General features: G+C 58.3%; 16 protein-coding genes, 4 tRNA genes and 1 pseudogene. 13 read left to right on the forward strand and 8 right to left on the reverse strand.

Annotation, left to right across the window (positions count from 1 at the left end):
• Positions 1-57: 57 nt before the first annotated feature.
• The 3 genes from ACMGF8_RS15750 (at position 58) to ACMGF8_RS15760 (ending at position 446) form a co-directional block, all read left to right on the forward strand.
• Positions 58-133: transfer RNA gene (locus ACMGF8_RS15750), tRNA-Val, on the forward strand.
• Positions 134-191: 58 nt separating this feature from the next.
• Positions 192-268 (forward strand) — tRNA-Asp (locus ACMGF8_RS15755).
• A gap of 101 nt (positions 269-369) precedes the next feature.
• Positions 370-446: transfer RNA gene (locus ACMGF8_RS15760), tRNA-Asp, on the forward strand.
• 207 nt (positions 447-653) lie between these two features.
• Here the strand turns inward: ACMGF8_RS15760 and ACMGF8_RS15765 are convergent.
• On the reverse strand, positions 654-1,937 hold the full coding sequence (locus tag ACMGF8_RS15765) for an NAD(P)/FAD-dependent oxidoreductase (RefSeq protein ID WP_416760223.1): 1,284 nt from the start codon (positions 1,935-1,937) through the stop codon (positions 654-656).
• A 187-nt stretch (positions 1,938-2,124) separates the two neighbouring features.
• Between ACMGF8_RS15765 and ACMGF8_RS15770 the strand changes: the two genes are divergently transcribed.
• Positions 2,125-2,201 (forward strand) — tRNA-Val (locus tag ACMGF8_RS15770).
• Between the two features lie 184 nt (positions 2,202-2,385).
• Here ACMGF8_RS15770 and ACMGF8_RS15775 read toward each other — a convergent pair.
• The 3 genes and pseudogenes from ACMGF8_RS15775 to ACMGF8_RS15785 all read right to left on the reverse strand — a co-directional run bounded on the left by ACMGF8_RS15775 (position 2,386) and on the right by ACMGF8_RS15785 (position 4,957).
• Positions 2,386-3,021 (reverse strand): annotated as a pseudogene (locus tag ACMGF8_RS15775) (CatB-related O-acetyltransferase).
• A gap of 185 nt (positions 3,022-3,206) precedes the next feature.
• Positions 3,207-3,824, reverse strand: a complete 618-nt coding sequence (gene prfH / locus ACMGF8_RS15780) for a peptide chain release factor H (RefSeq protein ID WP_416760225.1) — start codon at positions 3,822-3,824, stop codon at positions 3,207-3,209.
• Positions 3,824-4,957 (reverse strand): RNA ligase RtcB family protein, encoded by a 1,134-nt coding sequence (locus tag ACMGF8_RS15785; RefSeq protein ID WP_416760227.1) that lies wholly within the window; start codon positions 4,955-4,957, stop codon positions 3,824-3,826. Before ACMGF8_RS15785 ends, prfH begins: the two co-directional genes overlap by 1 nt.
• 309 nt (positions 4,958-5,266) lie before the next feature.
• Here ACMGF8_RS15785 and ACMGF8_RS15790 point away from each other — a divergent pair, with 309 nt between their 5' ends.
• The 4 genes from ACMGF8_RS15790 (at position 5,267) to ACMGF8_RS15805 (ending at position 8,769) form a co-directional block, all read left to right on the forward strand.
• Positions 5,267-5,617, forward strand: a complete 351-nt coding sequence (locus tag ACMGF8_RS15790) for a hypothetical protein (RefSeq protein WP_102882495.1) — start codon at positions 5,267-5,269, stop codon at positions 5,615-5,617.
• A 345-nt stretch (positions 5,618-5,962) separates the two neighbouring features.
• A complete protein-coding gene (locus ACMGF8_RS15795) occupies positions 5,963-6,592 on the forward strand; it encodes a lytic polysaccharide monooxygenase auxiliary activity family 9 protein (RefSeq protein ID WP_102863640.1) in 630 nt (209 codons plus the stop codon).
• A 45-nt stretch (positions 6,593-6,637) separates the two neighbouring features.
• Positions 6,638-8,104 carry a carbohydrate-binding protein gene (locus tag ACMGF8_RS15800; protein WP_416760230.1) on the forward strand — a complete coding sequence of 489 codons (1,467 nt, stop codon included), beginning with the start codon at positions 6,638-6,640 and terminating at the stop codon, positions 8,102-8,104.
• 233 nt (positions 8,105-8,337) lie between these two features.
• Positions 8,338-8,769: a VOC family protein gene (locus tag ACMGF8_RS15805; RefSeq protein ID WP_110596809.1), complete on the forward strand. Its 432-nt coding sequence runs from the start codon at positions 8,338-8,340 to the stop codon at positions 8,767-8,769.
• Between the two features lie 236 nt (positions 8,770-9,005).
• On the opposite strand, the gene csrA is transcribed toward ACMGF8_RS15805, so the two are convergent.
• Positions 9,006-9,200, reverse strand: coding sequence for a carbon storage regulator CsrA (gene csrA / locus ACMGF8_RS15810; RefSeq protein ID WP_007920550.1), 195 nt, complete (start codon positions 9,198-9,200; stop codon positions 9,006-9,008).
• Between the two features lie 264 nt (positions 9,201-9,464).
• Between csrA and ACMGF8_RS15815 the strand changes: the two genes are divergently transcribed.
• Positions 9,465-9,821 carry an SPOR domain-containing protein gene (locus ACMGF8_RS15815; RefSeq protein ID WP_207167350.1) on the forward strand — a complete coding sequence of 119 codons (357 nt, stop codon included), beginning with the start codon at positions 9,465-9,467 and terminating at the stop codon, positions 9,819-9,821.
• 50 nt (positions 9,822-9,871) lie between these two features.
• Here the strand turns inward: ACMGF8_RS15815 and ACMGF8_RS15820 are convergent, their stop codons facing one another.
• From ACMGF8_RS15820 to ACMGF8_RS15830, 3 genes are all read right to left on the reverse strand, one after another.
• Positions 9,872-10,561 carry an endonuclease gene (locus ACMGF8_RS15820; RefSeq protein ID WP_102864090.1) on the reverse strand — a complete coding sequence of 230 codons (690 nt, stop codon included), beginning with the start codon at positions 10,559-10,561 and terminating at the stop codon, positions 9,872-9,874.
• Between the two features lie 4 nt (positions 10,562-10,565).
• Positions 10,566-10,835, reverse strand: a complete 270-nt coding sequence (locus tag ACMGF8_RS15825) for a DUF1654 domain-containing protein (RefSeq protein ID WP_102863635.1) — start codon at positions 10,833-10,835, stop codon at positions 10,566-10,568.
• A gap of 211 nt (positions 10,836-11,046) precedes the next feature.
• Positions 11,047-12,135 (reverse strand): asparaginase, encoded by a 1,089-nt coding sequence (locus ACMGF8_RS15830; protein WP_110596810.1) that lies wholly within the window; start codon positions 12,133-12,135, stop codon positions 11,047-11,049.
• A gap of 339 nt (positions 12,136-12,474) precedes the next feature.
• On the opposite strand from ACMGF8_RS15830, the gene ACMGF8_RS15835 reads away from it, so the two are divergent.
• The 4 genes from ACMGF8_RS15835 to ACMGF8_RS15850 all read left to right on the forward strand — a co-directional run bounded on the left by ACMGF8_RS15835 (position 12,475) and on the right by ACMGF8_RS15850 (position 16,749).
• Positions 12,475-12,924, forward strand: a complete 450-nt coding sequence (locus ACMGF8_RS15835; RefSeq protein WP_102863631.1) for a hypothetical protein — start codon at positions 12,475-12,477, stop codon at positions 12,922-12,924.
• Between the two features lie 283 nt (positions 12,925-13,207).
• A complete protein-coding gene (locus ACMGF8_RS15840; RefSeq protein WP_102863630.1) occupies positions 13,208-14,164 on the forward strand; it encodes a sugar ABC transporter substrate-binding protein in 957 nt (318 codons plus the stop codon).
• Positions 14,165-14,221: 57 nt separating this feature from the next.
• A complete protein-coding gene (locus ACMGF8_RS15845) occupies positions 14,222-15,775 on the forward strand; it encodes a sugar ABC transporter ATP-binding protein (RefSeq protein ID WP_115581992.1) in 1,554 nt (517 codons plus the stop codon).
• Positions 15,772-16,749 (forward strand): ABC transporter permease, encoded by a 978-nt coding sequence (locus tag ACMGF8_RS15850; RefSeq protein ID WP_102863626.1) that lies wholly within the window; start codon positions 15,772-15,774, stop codon positions 16,747-16,749. Before ACMGF8_RS15845 ends, ACMGF8_RS15850 begins: the two co-directional genes overlap by 4 nt.
• Positions 16,750-16,751: the final 2 nt, after the last annotated feature.

Below are 16,751 nucleotides of genomic sequence, written 5' to 3' on the forward strand. Positions count from 1 at the left end.
CCTGCTATTGACTTAGCTTCGGTACCTGCGTAAATTTCGCGGCCTCAGCGAAGCAAAGGGTGATTAGCTCAGCCGGGAGAGCATCTGCCTTACAAGCAGAGGGTCGGCGGTTCGATCCCGTCATCACCCACCATTGCTGAGAGTCTTTCGAGAGAAAGGCGGAAGCTTCCAGGGAAGCCTCCAACCGACGCGCAGCGGTAGTTCAGTCGGTTAGAATACCGGCCTGTCACGCCGGGGGTCGCGGGTTCGAGTCCCGTCCGCTGCGCCATATTTTCCAGATCAGGTTGACCTGGTTTGAGATTGAAAAGTCCAAAAGCTTTTTAGTCAGACGATTTAAACGGTTCACATGGACGCAAGTCCAAGCGATACGCAGCGGTAGTTCAGTCGGTTAGAATACCGGCCTGTCACGCCGGGGGTCGCGGGTTCGAGTCCCGTCCGCTGCGCCATATCAGTTTCAAGGACCACTGAACGCCTTGAAGCAACGAAGAAAGCCAAAGGCTTGATTCGCATAGATAGCAAAGACCCTGGTCGAAAGACCGGGGTTTTTTGTTTTTGCAATAAGCATGGCGCAGTTGTGCAATTTGAGTGGAAATGTCCGAGCATAAAAAAACCGCCTGTTGGGCGGTTTTTTATGGTGTCAGAAAGGCCGTTTATCAGAGGCCGAACTTGTCTCGTAGGCTGTAGTACCAGGCTCCTAGTGCAGTGAATGGAGTGCGTAGCAATTGGCCTCCAGGGAAAGGGTAGTGGGGTAGATCGGCGAAGGCGTCAAAACGCTCTGCCTGGCCTCTTAGGGCCTCTGCCAGGACCTTGCCCGCCAGGTGGGTATAGGTCACGCCGTGTCCACTGCAGCCCTGGGAGTAGTAGATGTTGTCTCCCAGACGACCAACCTGTGGCAGGCGTGACAGGGTTAGCAGGAAGTTGCCGGTCCAGGCGTAGTCGATCTTCACGTTTTGCATCTGCGGGAAGGCCTTGAGCATCTTCGGCCGGATGATCGCTTCGATATTGGCCGGGTCACGGGCGCCATACACTACTCCGCCGCCGAAGATCAGGCGCTTGTCGCCGGAGAGGCGGTAATAGTCCAGCAGGTAGTTGCAGTCCTCGACGCAGTAGTCCTGGGGCAGCAGGCTGGCTGCCAGCTCATCGCCCAAGGGTTCGGTAGTGATCACCTGGGTGCCGCACGGCATGGATTTGGCTGCCAGCTCCGGAATCAGGTTGCCCAGGTAGGCGTTGCCGGCGACGATGATGAACTTGGCGCGGACTTTACCCTGCGGGGTATGTACCACGGGGCTGGCGCCGCGCTCGATGCGTAGCGCTGGGGATTGTTCGTAAATGGTCCCGCCCAGGGATTCCACGGCAGCCGCTTCACCCAGGGCCAGATTCAGCGGGTGGATGTGGCCGCCACTCATATCGAGCATGCCGCCCTTGTACTGGTCGCAGGCCACGACTTCACGAATCCGCCGCTCGTCCAGTAACTCCAGCTGAGTGTGGCCGTAGCGCTCCCAGAGACGCTTTTGCGACTCCAGGTGACCCATTTGCTTGCTGGTCAGTGCGGCAAACACGCCCCCGTCTTTCAGATCGCACTGGATCTGATACTTGGCGACGCGCTCGCGGATGATACGGCCGCCCTCGAATGCCATCTGACCCAGCAGTTGTGCTTGCTTGGGGCCGACAGTGCGTTCGATTACATCGATGTCGCGACTGTAGCTGTTGACGATCTGCCCGCCATTGCGCCCGGATGCACCGAAGCCGACCTTGGCGGCCTCGAGCACGGTCACCCGGAAGCCGTTTTCCAGAAGAAACAGGGCGCTGGACAGGCCCGTGTAACCTGCGCCTATCACGCAGACGTCGGTTTCAACCTCATCTTGCAACTGTGCGCGTTCCGGGGCCGCATTGGCGGAAGCAGCGTAATAAGACTGTGGGTAGGGAATGTTCGCCATCCTGCGACCTCATGTGTTTAATATATTTTACGAGTGCGTCGATGCTACCTGAGTTGAAAATTCGCTACCAGACAGGAAGAAAAACTTCTTCGTAGCCGCGAAATTAAAAAATTCGCATATTCATAGGCTTAGCTGCAAAAAAGGTGTTGACACCCCTTTGGAATTCCGTAGAATGCCGCCTCACAGCAGGCACGTAGCTCAGTTGGTTAGAGCACCACCTTGACATGGTGGGGGTCGTTGGTTCGAGTCCAATCGCGCCTACCAAACAAAATCCGCTCTGCTGGGCGGTCTAGAAGGGGTTCACCGAAAGGTGAGCCCCTTTTTGCTTTGGGCGTTTTAATTGTATTGCGAGGCGCTCTTCAGAACTTCGGTGCGATCACTGTTTTTCCGCGTGGCGCTTCTTGTCCTGATGGCGGCCGGAGTGAGCGGGCCGCTTGGGGATGTCGGGTCAGGGCGCTCGAACGAACTCCTTCCAGTGCTGAAACAACGCCGCGATATTGCTACTGGTCATCAGTGGCATTACCGCTTTTAACTGGTCGTCGCTCCAGTGCCTCCACTGCATCGCCAGAAGCCTCTCGATGCTACGTTCGTCGAAGCGTTTACGGATCGTCTTGAAAGGACTGCCGCCGACGATTGCCTAAGGTTCGACATCTCGTGTCACCAGGTCGCGGGTGCCTATCACTGCACCGTCTCCGATTTTGATGTCGGGCATGACAACTGCTTCGGAACCCATCCAGACATCATTGCCGATCACCGTGTCCCCAGCGGCTTCGTAGCCGTTTTGCGCGCCTGTGAACGCAGGCTCCTCGGACATCCAATAGAAGGGGAAGGTGCTGATCCGCTCGTTCCTATGCCCTTGGTTGCCGGGCATTATGAATGCCGCCCCTGAGCCAATTGAGCAGAAGCTGCCGATAATCAGTTGGTCAGCGCCTTCATCATGAAGAAGGCAGTTTGCGCAGTCATTGAAGCTGTGATCGCGCTAGTAACCTGAGTAGTAGCTGTAGCGGCCCACCTGGATATCCGGGTGGGTTACTTGCTGATCAAGGGGATGCCTTTGAAGGGGGCTTTCAAAATAGCTGTTAATCAAGGTTTTTACTCCGTGTCTTCCATTGTCCTGGTCGTTGCCGTCCACGGTTCTTTTTGTGGGTGGCGGTCCTGTTGGCGAATGGGTTGAGGATTTTTTACGTGCGGTTCCCTGTTTGCGCAGGCGAAGCTCGCCAACTTCTGGTGCAGGGAGCCGTCGTGATGGCCGGCTCCCGTGGCCGGGGGTCAGTCTTGGGCTATGAACGCGTTGCCGTTGAAACGGCGTACCGGGTTGCCGCGCTCCACTCGGTGATGGGCGTCGCGGCGTTGCAGACGCAGTGCTTCCTCGGATTGCTGTTGCCGATCCGCCAGGCGCTGCAGGATCAGCAGGCGAGCAACGCGCTTGTTGTCGTGCTGACTGCGTTCGGACTGCACTTTCACGCTGATTCCAGTTGCCAGGTGCGTGGCACGCACGGCGGAGTCGGTGGTGTTCACGTGTTGTCCGCCCGGACCTGATGCACGCATGGCTTCAAAGCGGATTTCGCCGTCCATGCTGTCTTGTGGAGCCTTGAACAGTTGCCCGGCGAAATACCAGTTCTTGCGTTTGTGTCCAGGGCGACACGGGCTTTTGCAGGTCCAGAGCAGGGTGCCTGTCCAGCGTTCAGCCAGTCTTGCAGCCTGTTCGCCATCAAGGCTGATCAGGGCCGACTTGTGGGTGTCCCGGGTTTGGCCGGGTACCTGCTCGACCAGGCTGGTATGTACGCCTTGTGCCTCGGCTTCGCGATACAGCAGGCGCAAGGCCTTGGTCACCGCCAGCTCGCACTCGGCAGGCCCCTGGGCAGAGGACAGCTGTAACAGCAGCATCAGCAGCACCCCCGGCGTTTGTAAGTCAGTACCGGCTTGAGCCGGGCGATGACCTTTACCAGGCCGGCGTCCCGCAGGCTGCCCACTACGCTGTCGATGCTCTTGTAGGCTTCGGGCGCTTCCTCGTACATCAATCCGCGGTCTTCGCAGATCACTCGGCTGCCCAGTTGCGTGCGCTTGAGCTGGTCGAAACTGAATCGGGTCGCCAGCCGGCCCTTGCAGTCGCTGCGCAGCCATTTGCGTCCGGCGCCGTGGGCCAGGGAGAACAGGCTGACAGGCGTCGGAGTGGGCTGTACCAGGTAGCTGTAGTCACCCCGGGAGCCCGGAATGACCACTGGACCCTGGTCCGATGGTGTGGCGCCCTTGCGATGCAGCCAGCCCTCGACGCCATCGATATTCGCCGGGGACACCAGGTTGTGGTTGATGTCCAGAGCTGCGTGCCCCTTGGCTCGCAGGTTGTGCAGCAGGCGTTCGGCAATCAGTCGTCGGTTGGCTTCGGCGAAGCGCAGGGCCTCATCATGCTCTTGCAAGTACTGGACGCCAGCGGCGCTGGTCATCTCCAGGCCGTTGTGCCCGTGCTGATCCACATGGCGCCGCAGTATGGCCTCTCCCAGGCCGCGAGAGCCGCTATGCACCAGCAGCAACAAGGCTTTCGGATTCAGTTCCAGAGCCAGCAGGGCTGCGGTGTCGTACACCTGATCGAGCTGTTGCAACTCGGCGAAGTGATTGCCGCCGCCAATGGTGCCCAGTGAGTGCTCGTGACCGGTGAGGGGCAGGCCCAGCTGGGCACGTTCTTCATCCCACTGTTCATCCAGAGGGAGATCGATATTGCCGATTTTCTTTTCCAGCTTGTCCAGATTGAGGCGGCTGCTGGAGAGGTCGGTTTGCCACAGCGCCATGCCGCAGCCGATGTCGTTGCCCACCAGTGCCGGATAGGCCACCTCAGTGGAAAAAAATGCTGCACCCACCGGGTAGCCTCGGCCTGGGTGCAGGTCAGGCATGCCGACGACCTGGCGCATGCCGGGTAGTTGGGCGGTGGTGTGCAGTTGCTGGAGCGCTTTGTCTTCGATCCAGGTGGTGTCGGAGGCGATAAGAGAGACGCCATTCGACAAATGACGGATGCAAGTGTCCATGTCCAATTCCTGATTGGAAAAAAATATTCAGGTAGTGGCAGGACGGAGCGGGGTTAAGCGAAGGCGCTAACGGGTAGCGGATACAGCGTTTAAACCAGGCACGTCCTGCAAGGGGTGATCAGCTGTTGCATGATGGATCTCCTTGGCAAAAGTGTGGGAAGGGGCGCGAAGGTTAATCCTTTGCCTGAGGCCTTGCAATGGGGTTTGTAAACAAAAGGCAATTGGCATCGCGGCTTCTTTTTTTCTGCTCAAACGCCTTTTCTCCGCCGTGTGAGCGATACTCTCGCGTTTTATGGACGAGGTGGCAGCATGCGGGTTTTGATGGCGGTGATGGTTGCGGTGTTGTTGGCCGGCTGTGCAAGTTCCACCATGGACGATGCCCGGACAAGAACGCCCAATAAGACCCTGACCTCGGCCAAGGCCGATCAACTGGTGGCGCAATGCGTACAGTTCGCCTGGCAGGATGAGGCGGTCTTTGGTGTGGATGCGGCTGCCTACCTGCAAGCTGGCAAGGTAGGCGGATATACGGTGTATACCCGTGCAGCTGAAGTCTTCGTGGATATCAAGGCCGAGCCCTCGGGCACCGCTGTCCACTATTACGCGATCGAGGACAGCTCTGTTTCGAAGCGTCGATTGGCCGCGTTGGCGACCTGTCTGTAAGCCCAGACAGCGCTTCAGGTGTAGGCGCTCAGCCTTTCTGTCAGCAAACCCGGCAATCGCCGGGTTTTGTTGTTTCTGGGTGCCGTGTTTTCAACGCAAGTTGTATGGCTTGATATTTTTTCTCGGCAGAAAGTATGAGTTTTAGTGTAGAAAAGCGTGTAATACATTGACTCTTTAAAGTGTCAGTTCGAACAAAGAAGTCTAGTGTTTAATAGGGCTGGCGCTGAGTTGTGTAAATTGTTCTGGATGGTTAGTTTGTGATGTGGTGAAAAAAACGAGAAAAGTGCGCTAAGTTAAAGGTGCTCAACAAGGAGCAAGACTTACTTAATCAATGGAGTGAAAGATATGAACAAGCCACAAGCTCAAGTTAAACATGGTCGCGTTGTTTCGCCTTCCAGTCGTGGTGCGGTTGCTGTAGAGCTGGGATTGCTGGGAACCTGGCAGGTGAATGAAATGGAAGGCGGGAAAAACTTTCCGGCTCTGACCGCCGGGCCTTTCCCGAAACCTTACGACAGCGATGTCGGGAGCGCGGTACCTCCCGCAGATGGCCACATTCTCAGTGGTGGCAAGGTGGATGAGCGCGACTGCATCAACTTCACCAACGAGGAAATGTCGAAGAAAATCAATCGTGCCTTCAGCTGGCCGCTGCTCAATGTGGACCCCGGTCAGGTGTTCCGGGTGCAATGGGAGTACACCGCGCCCCACGTCACTCGTGGCTACAGCTGGTTCATCACTAAAGATGGTTGGGACCCGAAGCAACGCATCAGCCGCGCACAACTGGAACCTCAGGCTTTTTATCAGGATTTTTATACCGAAGTTCCATTCGACAAGTTTGGCTCGGTATTGAAGGCCAAGACTAATCATGAAGTTGTGCTGCCAAAAAACAAGAAAGGCCACCATGTTGTGGTGCTGGTGTGGGTTGTCGCCAATACCGGAAACGGGTTTTATCAGGCCTTCGATCTGGACTTCAAGTAAGTCTCGGTCGTGCAGCCCCCTTTAACAGTTCTGAAGGATTAGAGCGTGAATAAAATCGATTTTGCATTAAACAAGAGTCAAGCTGCCGATGCGGCCGCCATGATGCCGAGCATTGCCGGCAAGAAGATCCTCATGGGCTTCTGGCATAACTGGGCCGCCGGTTCTGCCGACGGTTATCAGCAGGGGCAATTTGCCAATCTGAGCCTGCTGGATGTCCCCAAGGAGTACAACGTGGTGGCGGTGGCCTTCATGAAGGGCAACGGCATTCCCACCTTCAAGCCCTACAACCTCTCGGACGCCGAGTTCCGGCGTCAGGTCGGTGTGCTCAACAGCCAGGGGCGCGTCGTGCTGATTTCCCTGGGTGGTGCCGATGCGCATATCGAGTTGCGCAAGGGCGACGAGCAGCCTTTGGCCAACGAAATCATCCGTCTGGTGGAGACTTACGGCTTCGATGGCCTGGATATCGATCTGGAGCAGAGTGCAATCGACTATGCCGACAACAAGAGTGTGTTGCCGGCAGCCTTGAAGCTGGTGAAGGATCACTATGCCGGTCAGGGCAAGCATTTCATCATCAGCATGGCGCCGGAGTTTCCGTACCTGACCAGCAATGGCAAGTACGTGGCTTACCTGCAAGCCCTGGAGGGCTACTACGACTTTGTCGCGCCGCAATACTACAACCAGGGTGGCGATGGACTCTGGGTGCCGGAGGCCAATGGCGGGCAGGGCGCCTGGATTGCCCAGAACAATGATCAGATGAAGGAGGACTTCCTGTTCTACCTGACCGACAGCCTGGCTTCGGGCTCTCGCGGTTACACCCGGATTGCGGCGGACAAGCTGGCAATCGGCTTGCCCAGCAACGTCGATGCCGCGGCCACGGGCTATGTCATCGATCCCGCGGCTGTGAGCAATGCGTTCAAGCGGCTGCAGGATGCTGGTCATGCCATCAAGGGCTTGATGACCTGGTCGGTGAACTGGGATGCCGGAGTCAGTCGGCAAGGCGTGCCGTACAACTGGGAGTTCCGCAACCGTTATGCGCCGTTGATCCATGGCGATGGCGCAGAGCCCGAGCGTCCCGGGGCACCTGGCAACCTGCAGGTGCTGGGAGCCACTCGTAGCAGTGTCACCTTGAGCTGGGGCGCCTCCAGTGGTGTGCGCCCGGTGGAGTTCTACACCCTGTATCGCGATGGCAATGCGGTGGGCCAGTCGACTTCCCTGGGCTTCGAAGACAAGGGGCTGAGTGCCGATACCCAGTACAGTTACTTCGTCACGGCCACTGATACTCAGGGTCGTGAATCGTTGCCCAGTCGCAGCCTGAGTGTCAGGACCGCGGGTGGCGCCGTCGATCCGAGCTTTCCTGAGTGGAGTAGCAGTCAACGCTATCTCCGGGATGACGGAGTGAGCTACGAGGGCAATCACTATCTCTGCCTTCAAGAGCACACTTCAAACCCGGCATGGACGCCCTCCGTGGCCTTCACCCTGTGGAGCAAGGTGTTGCTGGAGCGTCATGGCTGAACAGTGACGTCGTTGTTTTTCTCAACGGCAAGGCGGCCCGCACGGATGTTGTCGATCCGAATGCGGGTCGCCTTTTCTTTCTGAAGGCTGTCCATGGATGATCGGCTGCAGGTGGATGGGCGTGGCGCCTGGTGTGGCATTGGCTCAGTTGTAATCATTGGTAAGCGGGGCTGCACTTGGGATCGGCTTGGGCGTAGTCTCGCGGCTCGATCAATGAGCAATGGACTTTTGCCATGTTTCAAATGAATAACCTGGTTCCGGAAATGCTGGTCACGGACCTGGAGCGCAGTCTGATTTTTTATCGCGATACCCTCGGTTTCAAGGTGGAGTATCAGCGTCCGGAACACTTCTTTGCCTTTCTTTCCCTCAACGGCGCTCAGTTGATGCTGGAGCAGGATGATCAGGAGGAATCAGAGTGGCGCGTCGGCCCCTTGCAGGCGCCTTTTGGCCGAGGCATGAACTTGTCCATCGAGTGCCCGGACATTCGCCAGATGGCTGCCGCTCTGGCGCATGCCGGTATCGTCCTGCGCAGGGAAATCCAGGAGTGCTGGTACCGGCATGATGAGTTACTGCATGGTGAGTTGAACCTGCTGGTGCTTGATCCGGACGGCTACCTGCTGCGGTTCACTGAGGATCTGGGGTTCAAGCCAGCGGTCAGCGCCTGACCGCCGAGCCCGGGTGCGACGCCTGTATTGCTGAGGCGCCGCGTACCGGGAGGCCGCGGTTGGTACTTGCCAGAAAAGGGCATAGTCAGTGCTTGACGACAATCCAGTGGGCGGGAATCTGTTATAGCCGCAATCCGGTCAGGGCATGCAGGTGTTCTGTAGGAGAGGTTCAAGACAAATAGGGCACGCGCCGCGCCAGCTGTTGGGCACAGGCAGGGAGCGGGTGCTCATTGGATTCATGGGGTTTCGCGTTTGTCCGGGGCGGTCAGTCCGGCTTGAATGCGTTGATAGATTTCCTCGCGGTGTACCGCGACGTCTTTTGGCGCGTTGATACCGATGCGGACCTGTTGGCCGCTGACGCCGAGAATGGTGATCGTAATGTCGTCACCGATGTTTATGCTTTCACCGACTTTGCGGGTGAGTATCAGCATGATCTTCTCCTTGATGGCTTTGTAGAGCACCAGATTCAAACAGTGCAGAGGTCGGTCTTAGGTATAGATTAGTGCGAAGTTCCACTGAGTGGGTGCCTCTTTCTGACGCGCAGACGATCTATTAATTCCCAAGGCGCAACTATACAGAGGCAATAAATATCATTCTTCCTGTTTCGGCCTGATTTTGTGACGAGGTCTCTTTTGTCTTGAGTGCTAAAATCGCCGCCTCAGACTTTCTAGGGGTAGGTTGTGCGCACAGTAGCGATGATGATGGCGGTGTTGGCGTTGGCCGGTTGCGGTGAAGGCAAGCCAGTCGAGGCGAACAAGAGCGCTTTGGCGACGACGCAGGTTCAGCCGGTTCAGGCTTCTACCGCGCCGCAGTGGGATGTGTGGGTGGGCAGCGAACTGCCCCTGGCGGTCAGTGATCTCACAGGTTGGCTGATCGAGCACGGGATCATGTCCAATGTGGTGACCGTGGAAGGCAAGAAGCGGGTGCTGCTCGGGCCTTTTGCGTCCCAGGCCGAGGCCGAGGCAAAAAAGACCGAAGTGGTCGAGAAACTCATCAAGGCCAAGAAGCGTGACATCGAGGTCACGGTTATCGAGCACCAGGCTGCACAGTAAGCCCGCTCCCGCCATATCGAGAGGCGCCCACATCAAGGGGCGCCTCTGGGTCAGCCGCAGGCCTTGAGGTTGACGGTTCCGACAAACTCGTTCCCGCGCCCCATCACACAGGCCACGCTCTGATTGCGTTGGCGCTCCCAATCCTGCACCGGATAGGTTTTGTTCCAGGCTTCGAAGAGCTGTCGATCCTGTTTCGACAGGCGCAGACCGTATTGCTTGCTCATGTAGAAGTAGGTGCGGGCGATCATGCCGCGAATCGAGGGGCGGGGCATGACTTTCTTGGCCTTGAAGTCCACCTGGGTCAGGCATGAGCCATATTGCCCGGATTGCTCCGGCAGCCAGCCGAAACTGAAGTTGCTGCGGTCGCCATTCACTTCGCCAATGCTTGGTACCAGGTTATGCAAGTCCGCTTCGGCCCGCTGATAGACCGGGTCGGTACGGGTGCAATTCTTGCGCCCGCCTTGCTGCCAGCATTGGCGCTGATGACCGATCTGCCAGGCCGGCACTATGTGTTCCCATTCGATGCGCTCCGCACGCTTGGCGTTCTTGCGCGGTATATAGCCGCAAGCGGCGAGGTTTATCCGGTTGCCGTTGTACTTGCAGCCGCAGTAGAACTCGGTTGATTGGGGGGCATAGAGTTTCCAGGCGACTTTCTTGGCTTCGCTGAAGGTGCGTGGGGCATCGGCTTGGGCGGTGAAGGTGACGAAAAACAGCAGTACGGCAAAACAACGGACACTCATCAACTCAGTCTTCCTTCGGTACGACCCAGAAAATTTGCACGCCACCATCGTCGCGATAGGCGAGGGTGACGTTGTCGTTCTCGGCGATTTCCTCCAGCAGGCGTTCCCACTCGTCCTGGGGCTCATCGGCGAGGCGGAAGATCAGGGCTGCCTTGGCTTTCTGTGCGGTAGGGGAGTTGATGATTTTCTGGATGCGTACACCCAGGCGTTCGTAGGAGCTGAGGGGCGTTTGGGTCGTGGCCACGGAACAATCCTTAATAAGCTGTACGTGTATACAGTATTTAACTGTAGGACATTTCGCAACTGCTTAAGATTCAAGAAGTTCCTCTGACCATGCTTTACGCATTTGTCTCACGGATGAGGGAGATTTTTTACGGGGGAGGGCGCGACGAGGCTGTTAGGCGGGGGTGGGAGGGCGGAACCACTCGCCTGGATGGGCGAGTGGTTGAAGCCTGCTCGACCGGAGTCGGTCGAGCGGAGGGCTGTCAGTATTCCCAGAACATGCGTTGCAGTTCTTTGCTGTCCTGAGTCTTGGTCAGAGCGACCATGGCCAGGATGCGGGCTTTTTGCGGGTTCAGGTCGTGAGCCACGACCCAGTCGTTCTTGTCGTCAGGCTGTTCAGCGTTGCGCAGTACGAAGCCGCCAGCATTGACGTGGGAAGAACGAATGATCTGCACGCCGTTCTTGCGCAGCTCTTGCAAGGCTGGCACTACGCGGGAGGACACGGAGCCGTTGCCGGTACCGGCATGGATGATGGCTTTTGCACCACCTTGTGCCAGGGCCTTGTAAGCGGTGTCGCTGACGTTGCCGTAGCCGTAGGCGATTTCTACGTCAGGCAGGCTCTTGATGTTCTTGATGTCGAATTCCGAATCCATGGTGTGGCGCTTGGCAGGCAGGCGGAACCAGTAGGATTTGCCTTCCACTACCATGCCCAGTGGGCCCCATGGGCTCTTGAAGGCTTCGGTCTTGATGTTGATCATCTTGCTGACATCGCGACCGGACTGGATTTCATCGTTCATGGTGACCAGCACGCCTTTACCGCGGGCGTTCTTGCTGCCGGCTACGGCTACTGCGTTGTACAGGTTGAGCATGCCGTCGGCCGACATGGCGGTGCCTGGGCGCATGGAGCCGACGACCACGATCGGCTTGTCGGTCTTTTCTACCAGGTTGAGGAAGTAGGCGGTTTCTTCCAGGGTGTCGGTGCCGTGGGTGATGACGATGCCATCGACGTCTTTGCTGTCGGCCAGTTCGGCAACGCGGCGACCCAGTTGCAGCAGGTTTTCGTTGGTGATGCTTTCCGAAGCGATCTGCATGACTTGCTCGCCACGCACATTGGCCAGTTGGCTCAGCTCGGGGATGCCGGCGATCAGTTGTTCGATGCCGACTTTGGCTGCTTGGTAGGTGGCGCTGTTCGCGGCACTGGCGCCGGCACCGGCGATGGTGCCACCGGTAGCAAGGACCACAACGTTGGCGAGTTTCTGTTGGGTTTCAGCTTCTTTGGCCTGCACAGCTGCAGGCAGAAGCAGGAGGAGGGCCAAAGCGCCCGGAACGAAGGTTTTGAAGGCAGATTTCATTATTTTCTCTCTAGTAGTGAGACGGTGCTGATGCAGGTTCATCTAGAAACACCCCGACCGCAGATCTGTATGCGGTGAGGCAGTGAGGGTTGAGCAGGATCTGTACCAGCGCTACCTTGGTCCGATAAGTATTTTAAGTTACTGATTTATATCAACTTTATTCATTTTTCTGACGGCGATGGAGTGGTGTGCGTCCGGGTTTCCGAACGTTTGCGCGGGTAGGCGTTCGGCAATCCGAAAATGCCCGTCAGCGGTTTGGTGCAAAGGGGCAGGGGCGGTCATTAAAGAATGTCGCGAGACGGTCGATGACCCGACAGGATCTTTTTTTCAGGAGTTCATATGTCTCTGTCAGTCGGATTTCCTGGCGCAGGAGCGATTTTGATCAATGGCAAGTCACCGGCGACCATTGATGCGTTGAGTAACGCCACTGCCGAGGAGGCGTCCACGGCGCTGGGCACCGATGAGTCGGACACCCTCCGGGTGGGTTCCGGCAAGCAGGCGGAAAAGTCCGAAGCCGCAGACTCGGGTGGAGATAATCAGAGCATCGTCGTCAAGATGCTGCTCAAGCGTATGCAAGAGTTGCAGGAGCAGCTCAAGCAGCAGCAACAGCAACTGGCTGCCGCCCAGGCCGCCGACTATCCGACCCCTGAAGCCAAGCAGACCGTGGTGATGGGCCTTCAAGGGCAGATCGCCCAGACCAACGGGGCCCTGGCCGAGGTATCGGGCAATCTGGTCCGTGAGCTGGCCAAGGACTCCTCCTCGGGCGGCCTGGTAAACACCACCGCATGACCCTCTGAGCCTGTTCGACGCTACGGTGCGGACAGGTTTCTCCTCTCCAGCAGTGGGGTTTTTGCCCCCTGTCTGTCTGCTTTTTCCAGACACTGATCGGCGTTGACAAACTCTGGCTAGGTTCGCATAGTTCGTTTTACGCAAACGTTTGCGCGGCCTTTGGACAACGACAATCGTCTATCTTTCCAAAGTGCGGCACCGGCCTCCCATCCCTGCTGATGACGGCCTGCTCACCCTGCCGTGCGGACGCTGCTCACAATAATCATAAGATCGGAGTGAATTCATGAAGCTGCCCTTCGCTGGACGTCTACTCGCTGTTGCTGTTCTGGCTGCTGCATCCGCTGCCCTCCCTCTCTCTTCGGCCCATGCCGACACCGCGCAGAAACCCAAGGTCGCCCTGGTCATGAAGTCCCTGGCCAACGAGTTCTTCCTGACCATGGAAGACGGCGCCAAGGCTTATCAGAAAGAGCATTCCGCCGATTTCGAGCTGGTGTCCAACGGCATCAAGGACGAAACCGATACCGCCAACCAGATCCGCATTGTCGAGCAGATGATCGTCTCCAAGGTCAATGCCCTGGTGATTGCACCCGCCGACTCCAAGGCCATGGTGCCAGTGATCAAGAAGGCGGTGGATGCCGGGATCACCGTGATCAATATCGACAACCAACTCGATCCCGGTGTGCTGAAAAGCAAGAACATCAGCGTACCTTTCGTGGGGCCGGACAACCGCAAGGGGGCTCGCCTGGTGGGTGAGTACCTGGCCAAGCAACTGAAGGCCGGCGACGAAGTGGGGATCATCGAAGGGGTCTCCACCACCACTAACGCACAGCAGCGCACCGCTGGCTTCAAGGACGCGATGGACGCCGCGCAGATCAAGGTGGTCTCGCTGCAATCCGGCGACTGGGAAATCAACGCAGGCAACCGTGTGGCCTCGGCAATGCTCAGCGAGTACCCGAATCTCAAGGCATTGCTGGCCGGTAACGACAGCATGGCAGTGGGGGCGGTTTCCGCCGTGCGGGCCGCCGGTAAGGCAGGCAAGGTCCAGGTAGTGGGCTACGACAATATCAACGCCATCAAACCCATGCTCAAGGATGGCCGGGTCCTGGCCACTGCCGACCAGTTCGCTGCCAAGCAGGCGGTGTTCGGCATCGAGACCGCGCTGAAGATCCTCAAGGGCGAGAAAGTCGACAGCGGTGCCAACGGTGTGATCGAAACTCCGGTTGAGCTGGTCACCAAGTAGTCCTTCCGGCGGCACAACGGCGCTCGCCCGTTCGGGCGAGCGCATGGAGAGTTTCTTATGTCAGTTTCCGCTGCGAACGCTGTCCTCTCGGTCAGCGGTATCGGCAAGACCTATGCACAACCGGTATTGACCGGCATCGATCTGACGCTGATGCGCGGGGAGGTGCTGGCTCTGACCGGTGAGAACGGCGCCGGCAAGAGCACCTTGTCGAAGATCATCGGTGGTCTGGTCAGCCCCACCACCGGCCACATGCAGTTCAATGGCCAGGACTATCGTCCCGGTAGCCGGACCCAGGCGGAAGAGGCGGGGGTTCGCATGGTCATGCAGGAGCTCAACCTGCTGCCGACCCTGTCGGTGGCCGAGAACCTGTTTCTCGACAACCTGCCCAGCAGTGGTGGCTGGATCAGCCGCAAGCAATTGCGCAAGGCGGCGATCGAGGCTATGGCCCAGGTCGGCCTGGACGCTATCGATCCCGACACGCTGGTGGGTGAATTGGGCATCGGTCACCAGCAGATGGTGGAGATCGCCCGCAACCTGATCGGCGACTGTCATGTGCTGATTCTCGATGAGCCGACGGCCATGCTCACTTCCCGCGAGGTGGAGATGCTCTTCGAGCAGATCACCCGCCTGCAGGCCCGTGGTGTGTCCATCATCTATATCTCTCATCGCCTGGAAGAGTTGGCACGGGTGGCTCAGCGCATTGCTGTGTTGCGTGACGGTTGCCTGGTGTGTGTCGAGCCCATGGCCAACTACAACAGCGAACAGTTGGTGAACCTGATGGTGGGGCGCGAGCTGGGTGAACACATTGACCTGGGCGAGCGCAAGATCGGTGCGCCGGCGTTGACGGTCAGCAACCTGAGTCGCTCGGACAAGGTTTGTGATGTGTCCTTCGAGGTGCGCAGTGGCGAGATCTTCGGTATCTCCGGCCTGATCGGGGCAGGGCGTACCGAGTTGCTGCGGCTGATCTTTGGTGCCGACGTCGCCGACAGCGGCAGCATTGCCCTGGGCACGCCGGCCCGTCCGGTGACCATTCGCTCCCCGGTGGATGCGGTGGCCAACGGCATTGCGTTGATCACTGAGGATCGCAAGGGCGAAGGGCTGCTGCTGACCCAGTCCATCAGCGCCAATATCGCCCTGGGCAACATGCCGGCTATTTCCAGTGGCGGCCTGGTCAATGGCCAGGATGAAGAGCAACTGGCCCGGCGGCAGATCGATGCCATGCGCATTCGCAGTTCCAGTCCGGCGCAATTGGTGTCCGAATTGTCCGGCGGCAACCAGCAGAAAGTGGTGATCGGTCGTTGGCTGGAGCGCGACTGCTCGGTGTTGCTGTTCGACGAGCCCACTCGCGGTATCGATGTCGGCGCCAAGTTCGATATCTATGGCTTGCTGGGAGAGTTGACCCGTCAGGGCAAGGCCCTGGTGGTGGTGTCCAGCGACCTGCGCGAGTTGATGTTGATCTGTGATCGCATCGGCGTGCTCTCCGCCGGGCGTCTGATCGACACCTTCGAGCGTGACAGCTGGACTCAGGACGAATTGCTTGCCGCCGCCTTTGCCGGCTATCAAAAACGAGATGCGTTGCTCAGCGAAGCGACGCCTAGGAATGCATCATGAAAACTGCACCTGCAAGCGGCAAGCGAGGCGGCCATTACTACGGCCTCGGCACCTACCTGGGTCTGGCGGGGGCGTTGTTGGGGATGATCGTCCTGTTCTCCCTGCTCAGCAGCCACTTCCTTTCCTATGACACCTTCAGCACCCTGGCCAACCAGATTCCCGACCTGATGGTGCTGGCGGTGGGTATGACCTTCGTCCTGATCATCGGTGGCATCGATCTGTCCGTGGGGTCGGTGCTGGCCCTGGCGGCCTCGACAGTCAGCGTGGCGATTCTCGGCTGGGGCTGGAGCGTGGTACCTGCGGCATTGCTGGGCATGGCCTGTGCAGCGCTGGCGGGAACCATCACCGGCTCGATCACTGTGGCCTGGCGTATCCCGTCGTTCATTGTGTCCCTGGGGGTGCTGGAAATGGCCCGGGGCGTTGCCTATCAGATGACCGGCTCGCGCACGGCCTATATCGGTGATGCCTTCGCCTGGTTGTCGAATCCGATTGCCTTTGGCATTTCGCCGTCGTTTATCATTGCCCTGCTGATTATCTTCCTGGCCCAGGCGGTGCTGACGCGCACCGTGTTCGGCCGCTACCTGATCGGCATCGGTACCAACGAAGAGGCGGTGCGTCTGGCGGGGATCAATCCCAAACCCTACAAGATCCTGGTGTTCAGCCTGATGGGGTTGTTGGCGGGCATTGCAGCGCTGTTTCAAATTTCTCGCCTGGAAGCGGCAGACCCGAATGCGGGCTCCGGTCTGGAGTTGCAGGTCATCGCTGCGGTGGTGATTGGCGGCACCAGCCTGATGGGCGGACGCGGTTCGGTGATCAGTACCTTCTTCGGCGTCTTGATTATTTCCGTGCTGGCTGCAGGCCTGGCGCAAATCGGCGCATCAGAACCGACCAAGCGCATCATCACCGGTGCGGTCATTGTGATTGCCGTGGTGCTGGACACCTATCGCAGCCAGCGCGCCAATCGGCGGGTTTGATT

Origin of the sequence: Pseudomonas sp. BNK-7, assembly GCF_048072025.1 — a bacterium.
Lineage (GTDB): Bacteria > Pseudomonadota > Gammaproteobacteria > Pseudomonadales > Pseudomonadaceae > Aquipseudomonas > Aquipseudomonas danubii.

Bases quoted from the DNA above. Each gene is read 5' to 3' on its own strand.
- ACMGF8_RS15765 (WP_416760223.1), bottom strand. From the start codon at position 1,937: ATGGCGAACATTCCCTACCCACAGTCTTATTACGCTGCTTCCGCCAAT.
- prfH (WP_416760225.1), bottom strand. From the start codon at position 3,824: ATGCTGCTGTTACAGCTGTCCTCTGCCCAGGGGCCTGCCGAGTGCGAG.
- ACMGF8_RS15785 (WP_416760227.1), bottom strand. From the start codon at position 4,957: ATGGACACTTGCATCCGTCATTTGTCGAATGGCGTCTCTCTTATCGCC.
- ACMGF8_RS15790 (WP_102882495.1), top strand. From the start codon at position 5,267: ATGCGGGTTTTGATGGCGGTGATGGTTGCGGTGTTGTTGGCCGGCTGT.
- ACMGF8_RS15795 (WP_102863640.1), top strand. From the start codon at position 5,963: ATGAACAAGCCACAAGCTCAAGTTAAACATGGTCGCGTTGTTTCGCCT.
- ACMGF8_RS15805 (WP_110596809.1), top strand. From the start codon at position 8,338: ATGTTTCAAATGAATAACCTGGTTCCGGAAATGCTGGTCACGGACCTG.
- csrA (WP_007920550.1), bottom strand. From the start codon at position 9,200: ATGCTGATACTCACCCGCAAAGTCGGTGAAAGCATAAACATCGGTGAC.
- ACMGF8_RS15815 (WP_207167350.1), top strand. From the start codon at position 9,465: ATGATGATGGCGGTGTTGGCGTTGGCCGGTTGCGGTGAAGGCAAGCCA.
- ACMGF8_RS15820 (WP_102864090.1), bottom strand. From the start codon at position 10,561: ATGAGTGTCCGTTGTTTTGCCGTACTGCTGTTTTTCGTCACCTTCACC.
- ACMGF8_RS15830 (WP_110596810.1), bottom strand. From the start codon at position 12,135: ATGAAATCTGCCTTCAAAACCTTCGTTCCGGGCGCTTTGGCCCTCCTC.
- ACMGF8_RS15835 (WP_102863631.1), top strand. From the start codon at position 12,475: ATGTCTCTGTCAGTCGGATTTCCTGGCGCAGGAGCGATTTTGATCAAT.
- ACMGF8_RS15840 (WP_102863630.1), top strand. From the start codon at position 13,208: ATGAAGCTGCCCTTCGCTGGACGTCTACTCGCTGTTGCTGTTCTGGCT.
- ACMGF8_RS15845 (WP_115581992.1), top strand. From the start codon at position 14,222: ATGTCAGTTTCCGCTGCGAACGCTGTCCTCTCGGTCAGCGGTATCGGC.
- ACMGF8_RS15850 (WP_102863626.1), top strand. From the start codon at position 15,772: ATGAAAACTGCACCTGCAAGCGGCAAGCGAGGCGGCCATTACTACGGC.